The organism is Mesorhizobium sp. WSM4828 (assembly GCF_055811175.1).
The window spans coordinates 1-9688 of record NZ_JBVVQK010000067.1; the positions used below are offsets into that span (position 1 = coordinate 1).

Genomic DNA, 9688 nt, shown 5'->3' on the forward strand with positions numbered 1-9688 from the left:
CCGTCGCTAAGGCGACCCAGCCTAGCATAAACCTCTGTAAACGCTGCGAAATACACGTGTTTGTGGACGGAAACTAGACTAGCGGATACCCCGTCTTACGCCGTCTTCTGCTGCGTCAACACTAGAAGCGTCGACGATGGTCGGGCCAGTGTAGATGTCGTCAGCCATCGTGAAGCCCTGCGCCACATGCAGCCACATCTGCTGCACCGACAAATAGCCCTGCAGATACTGTTGGCTGTCGATCGTGGCGAGAATGTCGCCCGACCGGATGCCATCGATCTGCGGCTGGGCAACATCGAACGTCATGTGGGCCCACTGACGTTCGTGGGGGACCAGTTTGCGGGCGTCAATAACCGCCTGTGCTCCTGGAGGACCAAGTGTGAGCACAGCGTCCACGCCGGTGTTTTCGGTCAGGTATTCCGCGACGGCCCGCGCACAGGCTTCCGCATCACCGCCAGGCACGCGCAGCCGGTCTGACCTCAAGCCCCTTGCCCCGAAAGCCTGTTCGAAACCCTGATAGCGATCGGAATGGCAGATGTGGTCATGCAGGTAATGATCAACGCACATCCCGCTTTTCGGCGAAAGCTTGCCGATCAGATAGTTGCCGGCCAGGCGTCCGGCATTGGCATCGTCGCCGCCAATGTAACACAGATAAGGAATGCGTTCGCCTTGCGGTCGCGGGTCCCTGGCGTTGATCGCTATGACCGGTATGCCCCGCTGGATGACGGCACGAAGTGGCGCGTCCACCGCCTCCACGCGCGGAATGGTGGAGATGATGCCATCCGGCTGCGCATGCATGGCTCCCTCGATAAGGCCTGCCTGGATTTCGGGCGAAAATTTGCCCGGTCTCAGGTGCTCGACATCGACATCGTAGCGCTCCGCAGCGTCCATAAGCCCCCTGCGGAAGACATCCCAGAACACGTCGCCGAGGATATCGTGGGTGATCGCATAGAACTTCAGGCGCTTAGGTCGCATCTCGATAAACCTACAAATGCATAGCTATTCATTTGTCCCTGTGCTACATGCCTGCCACTTGAAAATCAATCGAAAAGTTGACCCATGCGCAAGTACCGGATCGTCATTGTGGGAACCGGAAGAATAGCTGCAGTGCACGCCCGCTCCGTTCACCGCAATCCGTGGCTGGAACTCGCCGGCTTCGTCGATACCCTTGCACCGGGCAGTCTCGCGTCAGACTGGGGCCGACCTTGCTTCCCAACGCTGGGCGAGGCTGCAGGGGCGGTAGTGCCCGACGCTATCGTCATCGCCTCACCGACAGACACGCATGTCAGCTATCTGGCGATGGCCGTCACTCTCGGTCTGCCAGCGCTGTGCGAAAAGCCCGTCGCCCGTGATCGCCGCTCTATCGAGGCGGCAATTGACCTTGTGGGCAGATCCGGCCTTCCGGTCATACTCGGATTTCACAGGCGCTTCGATCCCATGCGGCGTGAAGTCCGGAGCCGGATAGCTGCCGGCGGCATCGGCAAAATCGAGCATATCCTCCAGCTAAGCCGGGATATTTCCCTGCCAGATCGAACCGTCACGGCGCATCAGGGCGGAATCGTCGCTGATATGGTGGTCCATGACCTTGACGAACTCCTCTGGCTGGTGGGACGCCAGCCTGACCGCGTTCACGCCCGCCTGGACAGGAACGTCGATCCCGCCCTCGCCGAGATCGGCGACCATGATACCGCATCGCTGCAGCTGGAATGGGATGATGGTCCGGTAGGCCATATCTCGGCGACCCGCCGGGCCGTGCATGGTTTCGAGCAGCGCCTTGAGGTCTTCGGGTCCGCCGGCCGTCTTATCTGTGATGACCCCAGGGTCACCTGCGTTCGCCAGGATTCGGCTGAAGGCACATTGCTGGACCGCCGCCATGAAGGCTTCCAGGAGCGCTATCGCGACGCCTATCAGGCCGAGGTTGACCATCTCGCGGATCTTCTGCGATGCGGGGGCGAGCCGATGTGCAGCCTCGGGGATGGCCTGAGGGCCTTCGACCTGGTGGAGCGAGTGGTCGAGGGCGCTCGATGACGTTCAGATCTGCCATCGCTTCGACCGGCGGCCAGCTCCCACACTTCTGTCCACAGCTGCGAACGTGACATTGTCGATGGCCCAGATTATCGCTAACCTGCCTGCTTGTGCATTGCAATTCAGGGGCGGAGTCTGGCGTGCGGCAGCAGGACGATGAAAACGGCAGCAAGCTGCCGACAATGCTAGATGCGGCTGGCGGCCCGGATGGCCGCGGCAGGGTGCAGCCGTCGTCGATCGACGTGGCGCGGCTGGCCGGAGTGTCGCAGTCGGCAGTATCACGCGCCTTTACCCCGGGTGCCAGCGTCAGCAAAAAGACCCGCGAGAAAGTGATCGCGGCAGCGCGTGAACTTGGCTACCAGCCAAGCATCCTTCCGCGCATCCTGGTAACGCATCGCTCGCAGCTGATCGCCATCGTCATTGGCGGAATGTACAATCCCTACTACGCCAACATCTTCGAGCAGTTCACCCGCCAGTTTCAGGCCCAGGGTTATCAGGTCCTGGTGTTCTTCGTCGATCACAACGAGTACTTCGACGCAGCCATTCCCCTGATCATGCGTTATCGCGTCGACGGCATCATATCGGCGCTTTCCATAATGTCCAAAGACGCTGCCGACGAGTGCGCCCAGATGCGTATTCCTATCGTCCTGCTCAACGGACGGCAGCAGAACAAGTGGGTTTCTGCCGTCTGCTGCGACAACGTCGAGGGCGGCAGGCTGATTGCAAATCTCCTGTTCCAGAAGGGTGGAACGCGATTCGCCTACATCGCCGGTAACGAAACGCTGGCCAATACCGATCGAGAGCAGGGGTTTGTCGGGCGCCTGAAAGAGTTGGGTGTCGAGGATGTCGAGATTGTAAAAGGCAATTTCCACTACGAAGGCGGCTATGAAGCTGCCCGTACCCTGTTTGCGGGAGACAGCAAGCCGGACGCGGTATTCTGCGCAAACGACCTGACTGCGATCGGGGCAATGGAGTGCGCCCGCGTCGAGTATGGCCTGCGCATTCCTGAAGATGTCATGATTGCCGGCTTCGACGACGCGACATTTTCGAGCTGGCCGTCCTATTCATTGACCACGATCCGCCAGAATGGAGCGGAAATGGTTGACGCAGCCATCGCCGCGCTCAAGCTGCGCTGGCAGGAGGGCACTGCCGGCGGTGGCAGGTTGCGCCTCGTTCCCGGAACGCTTTGCGAGCGAAAATCAACCGCACGCTAGCCCGGACATCTGCCCCTTCCGTCGGAACACCCATTTCCATCTGCCTTGGCCTCGTGCACCGCCCAATTCGCTGCAGCCGGCACCACGACGGCGGCAAATCCTGCATACATTTCAGGTTCCGACTTGACTTTGCATAGCTATTCATATTTTAAGATCATACGCTCGACAGGATCGGTTGGCAGCGGACGAAACTGCAGAAACAGGACCTCGGAATGGCCGGATCGAACGAAATTGGCATTGGCATGATCGGCTACGCCTTCATGGGCAAGTCACATACGCTTGGCTACCGCGATGTGCCTCTCATTGCTCCGGAGGCCGTGCCTCGCCCAAGGCTGGTATCGCTCTACGGGCGCGATGCGCAAAAGCTCGAAGCAGCCAGAAATCGGCTGGGATGGGAACAGGGTGTCACTGACTGGCGCGATATCGTGGCCGACGAAAGGATCCAGCTGTTCGACAATTCAGGTCCAAATGCGCTGCATGTCGAGCCGACAATCGCCGCGGTCCGAGCCGGCAAACACGTGTTTTGCGAGAAGCCGCTTGGCCCGACTGCAGATGACGCATTTGCGATGTGGGATGCAGCTCACAAATCAGGCGTCAAGCACATGTGTGCTTACAATTATCGCTTTTTCCCGGCGCTGCAGCTCGCACGTGAGCTCATCCAATCCGGCGAGATCGGCGAAATCTTTCACTACCGGTCGCAATTTCTCGTCTCCTCGTCTCTCGATGCAAAACGCGAGAAAAGCTGGCGCGATGACAGGCAGGCTGCAGGTGCGGGAGCGCTCGGCGATCTCGGAGCGCATCACATTGATCTCTCCCGCTTCCTGATGAATTCAGATCCGACCACCGTGCAGGCCGTCACGCGAATAAAGGTCGGCGCTGCAAGCGATGGCGGCCGGATCGAGACGGACGACCAGTTTGCAGCATTGTTCGACTATGACAACGGCGCGCTCGGCGTCGTCGAGGCCTCACGGGTCGCTGGCGGTCATCTGGTTACAAGCAGGATCGAAGTCGACGGCTCAAAGGGGTCGTTAGCGTTTTCGATGCAGCGTCTCAATGAGCTGCGTGTTGCTGGAGCCGACAAGGCCTTCCGGACAATTCCGGTGATGCGAAGCGCTGATCCCTACCAGTCAAACTGGTTTCCGCCAGGCCATCCGCTCGGTTGGGTAGACACATTCAGCCATGAGGCCGTTCACATTCTGGGTGCGATTGCCGGGTTGCACGAGGTTGCTCCGATCGGAGCAACGTTCCGCGATGGGTACTACTGCTCCGAAATCATCGATGCAGCGATCAGGGCCGCCAGCCTCGGTCAGCGCGTCGACATCTCCTACCGAAGCGTAGACGAGTGAAGGGGTAATCTGATGCGCATCTTCGTCAGCTGGCCGGGCTTCGATCGCAACGGCGCGACCACAGGCAGACGCCTCCTGGATGCCGGCCATGAATTGGTGCTCGCGCCGAAGCTTGGCGTCCGGACGCCCGACGAATTGACGCATCTGGCGGCAGGTTGTGCCGCTGCGATCGTCAGCACCGATCCGTTCACGGCGGACGTCCTTCGAGCGCTTCCGGATTTGCGGATAATTGCGCGGGTCGGCGTCGGCTTCGATTCGATCGATCGCGCCATGGCTGATGAATTGGGAATTGCGATCGCAATCACCCCGGGCATGAACGCCGAGACCGTGGCAGATCACACGCTGGCGCTCATCCTTTCGGCCGTTCGCAAGATTCCGCAGCAGGACAACTCGGTCAAGGCCGGCCGCTGGGAGCGCGTAGGTCCACTGACGCCCGGCGAACTGCCGGGCAAAACCGTTGGGCTTGTTGGCGCAGGTACCATCGGGCGCGCAGTGGCGCGCAGACTTGCCGGTTTTGGGGTCACCATCTGCTTTTTCGATGCTCAGGTCGATGCGCTTGCCGACGCCGAAAAGGTTGCCAGTTTCGAAGAGCTTCTGAGCCGTTCAGATATCGTCAGCCTCCATGTTCCCCTCATCGGGGAGACCAATCACCTCATCGATGCCAGCGCAATTGCCCGGATGAAGCCCACGGCCATTCTGGTGAATACATCCCGCGGCCCCGTAGTCGATCAAAAGGCGCTTTTCGAGGCTCTTCGGGAGGGAAGCCTGGGCGGCGCGTGTCTCGACGTTTTCGAAACGGAGCCACCGGGCGCCGATACCCTTCGCGATGTCCCCAATCTGGTCTGTGCAGCGCATATGGGTGGCATCAGCCATGAATCCATAGCGCGCATGACTGGGTCGGCAACACAGTCCGTTCTTGACGTGCTTGCAGGACGAATGCCCGACACCGTCGTCAACCGTGACGCCATCCGGGGGAGCCAATGAGCGCGCATCCTGCCCCTTCGTTTCGCTCGCGACTGCGTTCTGGCGCGCCGCTCATCGGCACCTGGATCAAGACGCCCAGCCGCACTGTGGTTGAAGTCCTTTCGAGCTCGACACTGGATGTCCTGTGTCTCGATGCCGAGCACGCACCTTTCGATCGTGGCGACCTGGACGGGTCGATCTTCGCTGCCCGTGCGCTCGGTATGCCAGTTCTTGTCCGTCCCGGCACGGCATCGGCCGACAGCCTGCTGAACTGCCTTGATCCGGGTGCCGTGGGGGTTGTCGCGCCGCACATCCGCAGTGGTGAAGAGGCTGACCGGCTGGTGCGGGGCGCCCTGTTCGGTCCTGGCGGCCGCGGCTACGCAGGGTCAACGCGTGCGGCAGGCTACACAACCAAACCGATGGCTGAACACCGGGAGCGGTCGACGGAGGACACAGTCGTAATCGCCCAGATCGAGGACCGGGAAGCTCTCGACAATCTGTCTGACATCATCCGCGTCGAACGCCTGGACTGTCTGTTCATCGGCCGCGTTGATCTCACCATTTCGATGGGGGCTGCTTCTCCCAAAGATCCACAGGTGGTGGAAGCGGTCGATGAAATCTGCCGGAAGGCCGCCGAAGCCGGGATGCGCACGGGCATGTTCGTCTCGGATCTTGCTGAACTTCCTGGCTGGCTGGCACTGGGGTCCAGCCTTTTCCTGCTGTCGAGCGACCAGACCTTTCTGCAGGAGGGAGCTCGCTCTCTCCGATCCGCATTCGACATTTCGACCCGCCAAGGCACTGAAACTTCTTTGATGGAACCCAGATCATGAACGTAGCTTTGATAACCGGCGCATCGCGTGGACTGGGTGCCGTCATGGCCCGCTGCATGGCGGCAGATGGCTGGGCAGTGGCAGTCAACTATGCCAGCGACGAAAAAAGCGCCTCACAGGTCGTACGCACGATCGAGGCGGGTGGGGGCAAGGCATTTGCGGCACGCTTCAGTGTCGTTGACAGAGACCAGCTGCGTGACGGCCTGGATCGGATACGCGACGCTCTCGGACCGGTCGATCTCATCGTGAACAATGCAACGGGACCGCAGCCGGAAATGCCATTGCTGGAGCAGTCCTGGCGAACGTACCTCGACCAGCTCGAGTTCTTCGTCAAGGCGCCGCTTGAACTGCTCCAGCTTGTGTTGCCGGACTGGCGCGCCCGCAACTCTGGCAGGGTCATCAATATCGGCTCAGAGATAGCCGAGCTTGGTAACCCGAATTTCGGCAACTATGCGTCGGCAAAAGGAGCGATGCTGTCAATGACGCGGTCCTGGGCCAAGGAGCTCGCACCGGAGGGCATAACAGTAAACCTTGTCGCGCCGGGATGGGTGCCGGTAGAGCGTCACGCCGACGTGCCCGAGGCCAGCCGCAGCTGGTATCTCGACCGGACCCCGCTTGGCCATTTTGGCACGCCCGATGACATAGCCCACATGGTCGCTTTTCTGGCATCGCCGAAAGCAAGCTTTATCACGGGCCAGAAATTCGCAGTGAATGGTGGCCGGACGCTTCTTTAGGAACCGCGCTCCGGCAACTTTCAGATGACAACGAGGCAGAGAGACGAAGGTCCGAGATGGTCAAACCGTTGAAGTTCGGCGTTGTGGGTGTCGGAACAGTGAGCATCCGGGGGCTGATCCCCCATCTTGTGCAGGATGACATTCGTGACAGGGTCCTGCTGACGGCGTTGTGCGATCCGGTGGTGGACCGTGTCGAGACAGCTGCACACCAGTACGGGATCACCCAGGCATTTACCTCTTACGACGAGTTCCTGGCGCGATCGGATGTCGACGCGATTACCATCGCGACTCCCATTGGCCTCCACTATGAACAGGGCAAGAAGGCCCTGCTTGCGGGAAAGCATGTCCATTTCAACAAGACAATGACCGTCACCACCGCGGAAGCGACTGAGCTTATCGATCTGGCGCGGCAGCGAAATCTGCGAATGGTTTCTTCTCCGGGCGAGATGCTCCGTCCTCACAATATCAGGACACGGGAAATGATCCGGGAGGGTGCGATTGGCGATGTCGCCTGGGCGATCTGCGGGGCAGCGTTCGATACCTACCACGAGGCCGAACCCGAGCGGGACTTCGGCCCGGGGCGAACTCCGATCGATCCGACCTGGTATTATCGGAAGCCCGGCGGAGGCCCGCTCTATGATATGACGGTGTATGCCCTTCACGGCATGACAGGAATCCTGGGACCTGCAAAGGCGGTCACTGCCCTGTCGGGAGTTCGTGTTTCAGACCGCAATTTCAATGGAAAGCTCATTCCGACGGAAGCCGACGACAACACACTGATGCTGCTTGACTTTGGAGAGAGTCTTTTTGCGGTGGTGTACGGCACGGCAGCGGGGGGAATCCGCAACTCCCTCGACTTTAGCGGAACCTATTTTGGCACCAAGGGGACCATCGCGGGCCTGACGCTAAATGGCGAGTTCTATGAATATGAGGGGCGTAACACGGCCATGCTGGCGCCTGACAAAGGTACCAGACCTGGGTTTGGCGGGAACGAATGGATACTTCCAAACATCCTGGGCGTTCACCGTGAGATCCCGGAACAACATGTGTTTGCAGACATCATGCAGCTGGTCGATGTCATATCGACGGGCGGCACGTCGGTCGCCTCGCCAGAACATGCGCGTCATGTCATAGAAATCATCGAGGCTGCATACAGGTCGGCGAGCTCAGGTTCGCGTGAGATCTTACGCACAGTATTCTGAGAGCTTCGCTTGGACATTCGTGCCCTGCGAAGCTATCTCGTCGGGGCAGCTTTATTCTCCGGTAAATTCTTCAAAACCCTTGCCCGTGACATCGCCGGAAGTCCGGCAGGCGTCCTGCGCAGACAGGTTCCAGCCGAAAGGATCATGCGGTGGGACAGACGGTTTTCATCCCTCGTGAGCTCGACGCGAACGAGCCGCGTGTCGCGGCCTCGCCCGACACGGTGAAGCGGCTGGCGGCACTGGGTTTTGACGTGATTGTCGAAACCGGCGCCGGCACGGCGTCGCGCATTCCCGACGAGGAGTTCGCCCGGGTGGGCGCCGCGATCGGCAGGGCCGGCGATGCTGCCAAGGCCGATGTGGTGCTGAAGGTGCGCCGGCCGAGCGATGCCGAGCTGAAAGCGTATCGGCCGGGCACTGCCGTGATCGCGATCATGGATCCCTACGGCAACGATGCTGCGGTCGCAGCCCTTGCCAGGGCCGGTATTACTGCCTTCTCGATGGAGTTCATGCCGCGCATCACCCGGGCGCAATCGATGGACGTTCTTTCCAGCCAGGCCAACCTCGCCGGCTACCAGGCGGTGATCGACGCGGCTGCCGAATATGATCGGGCGCTGCCGATGATGATGACGGCGGCAGGTACCGTACCGGCAGCGAAGGCGTTCGTCATGGGAGTCGGCGTCGCCGGCCTGCAGGCCATCGCCACCGCGCGCCGCCTCGGCGCCGTCGTCACCGCCACCGACGTGCGCCCGGCCGCCAAGGAGCAGGTCGCCTCGCTCGGCGCAAAATTCCTGGCCGTCGAAGACGAGGAGTTCAAGGCGGCCGAGACGGCCGGCGGCTACGCCAAGGAAATGTCGAAGGAGTATCAGGCCAAGCAGGCGGCGCTGACCGCCGAGCACATCGCCAAGCAGGACATCGTCATCACCACGGCGCTGATCCCCGGGCGGCCGGCGCCGAAGCTGGTTTCGGCGGCAATGGTCGCCTCGATGAAACCCGGCTCGGTGATCGTCGACCTTGCGGTCGAGCGTGGCGGCAATGTCGAGGGCGCTGTTCCGGGGCAGGTGGTGACCACGGCCAACGGGGTAAAGATCGTCGGCCATCTCAACGTTCCCGGTCGCGTCGCCGCCTCCGCTTCGCTTCTCTATGCCAGGAACCTCTATGCCTTCCTCGAGACGCTGGTCGACAAGGCGACGAAGACGCTTGCCATCAACCGCGACGACGAACTGGTCAAGGCGACCATGCTGACCGATGGCGGCAAGGTCGTGCATCCGGCCTTCGCCAGGGCCGAGCAGGCGCCGCTAAAGGGCCAACATGTCGAACCGCCGGCCATTCCGGCCAAGACGATGGTTGCCGAGGCTTCGGCGAAGCCGGCTGCGA

The 9688-nt window shown here is 60.9% G+C and carries 9 protein-coding genes; 8 read left to right on the plus strand and 1 reads right to left on the minus strand.

Features of this window, described 5'->3' with window-relative positions; translation table 11 throughout:
- Positions 1 to 78: 78 nt before the first annotated feature.
- Positions 79 to 975 carry a sugar ABC transporter substrate-binding protein gene (locus AC0L2X_RS32020; protein ID WP_473601160.1) on the minus strand — a complete coding sequence of 299 codons (897 nt, stop codon included), beginning with the start codon at positions 973 to 975 and terminating at the stop codon, positions 79 to 81.
- An 84-nt stretch (positions 976 to 1059) separates the two neighbouring features.
- Between AC0L2X_RS32020 and AC0L2X_RS32025 the strand changes: the two genes are divergently transcribed.
- The 8 genes from AC0L2X_RS32025 to AC0L2X_RS32060 all read left to right on the plus strand — a co-directional run.
- Entirely contained in the window at positions 1060 to 2028 is a 969-nt protein-coding gene (locus AC0L2X_RS32025; protein WP_473601161.1) for a Gfo/Idh/MocA family protein, read from the plus strand.
- Between the two features lie 137 nt (positions 2029 to 2165).
- A complete protein-coding gene (locus AC0L2X_RS32030) occupies positions 2166 to 3239 on the plus strand; it encodes a LacI family DNA-binding transcriptional regulator (RefSeq protein WP_473601162.1) in 1074 nt (357 codons plus the stop codon).
- A 212-nt stretch (positions 3240 to 3451) separates the two neighbouring features.
- Positions 3452 to 4585 carry a Gfo/Idh/MocA family protein gene (locus tag AC0L2X_RS32035; RefSeq protein WP_473601163.1) on the plus strand — a complete coding sequence of 378 codons (1134 nt, stop codon included), beginning with the start codon at positions 3452 to 3454 and terminating at the stop codon, positions 4583 to 4585.
- A 12-nt stretch (positions 4586 to 4597) separates the two neighbouring features.
- Positions 4598 to 5569: a phosphoglycerate dehydrogenase gene (locus AC0L2X_RS32040; RefSeq protein WP_473601164.1), complete on the plus strand. Its 972-nt coding sequence runs from the start codon at positions 4598 to 4600 to the stop codon at positions 5567 to 5569.
- Positions 5566 to 6378: an HpcH/HpaI aldolase family protein gene (locus AC0L2X_RS32045; RefSeq protein WP_473601165.1), complete on the plus strand. Its 813-nt coding sequence runs from the start codon at positions 5566 to 5568 to the stop codon at positions 6376 to 6378. Before AC0L2X_RS32040 ends, AC0L2X_RS32045 begins: the two co-directional genes overlap by 4 nt.
- On the plus strand, positions 6375 to 7112 hold the full coding sequence (locus AC0L2X_RS32050) for an SDR family oxidoreductase (protein ID WP_473601166.1): 738 nt from the start codon (positions 6375 to 6377) through the stop codon (positions 7110 to 7112). Before AC0L2X_RS32045 ends, AC0L2X_RS32050 begins: the two co-directional genes overlap by 4 nt.
- A gap of 56 nt (positions 7113 to 7168) precedes the next feature.
- Positions 7169 to 8314, plus strand: coding sequence for a Gfo/Idh/MocA family protein (locus tag AC0L2X_RS32055; RefSeq protein ID WP_473601167.1), 1146 nt, complete (start codon positions 7169 to 7171; stop codon positions 8312 to 8314).
- A gap of 149 nt (positions 8315 to 8463) precedes the next feature.
- Positions 8464 to 9688, plus strand: a 1225-nt coding sequence (locus tag AC0L2X_RS32060) for a Re/Si-specific NAD(P)(+) transhydrogenase subunit alpha (protein WP_473601168.1), incomplete at its 3' end; no start/stop codon positions are given.